The organism is Neisseria sp. P0014.S009 (assembly GCF_051958155.1).
Classification (GTDB): domain Bacteria; phylum Pseudomonadota; class Gammaproteobacteria; order Burkholderiales; family Neisseriaceae; genus Neisseria; species Neisseria flavescens_C.
Genome location: NZ_JBQCVS010000310.1, coordinates 1 through 230 on the forward strand (window position 1 = coordinate 1; position 230 = coordinate 230).

At 51.3% G+C, this 230-nt stretch carries 1 protein-coding gene; it reads right to left on the reverse strand.

Going from position 1 to position 230, the window contains the following annotated elements; genetic code table 11:
- A partial coding sequence (locus ACTHS4_RS12770) for a phage tail protein I (protein ID WP_440366070.1) occupies positions 1 to 230 on the reverse strand: 230 nt, incomplete at both ends.

Below are 230 nucleotides of genomic sequence, written 5' to 3' on the forward strand. Positions count from 1 at the left end.
TTTCCTGATAGTCGGCTTGGCTGATGGCTTCGGCGGCTATCAGGGTCAGAGCAAAACTTGCAGGCGCGCCGATTGGCTTGGTCTGAAACCATTCTGTAATCTTGGCGGTCACGCCGAAGGGCTTTAACGCTTCTTCGATTGCTCCGTTTGTGCCTTTAAATTTATGGGTTCGATAGGCTGATTTGATGACTTCTCGTTTGCGCTGCTCGTCCCAGGCATCGTTCCAATAG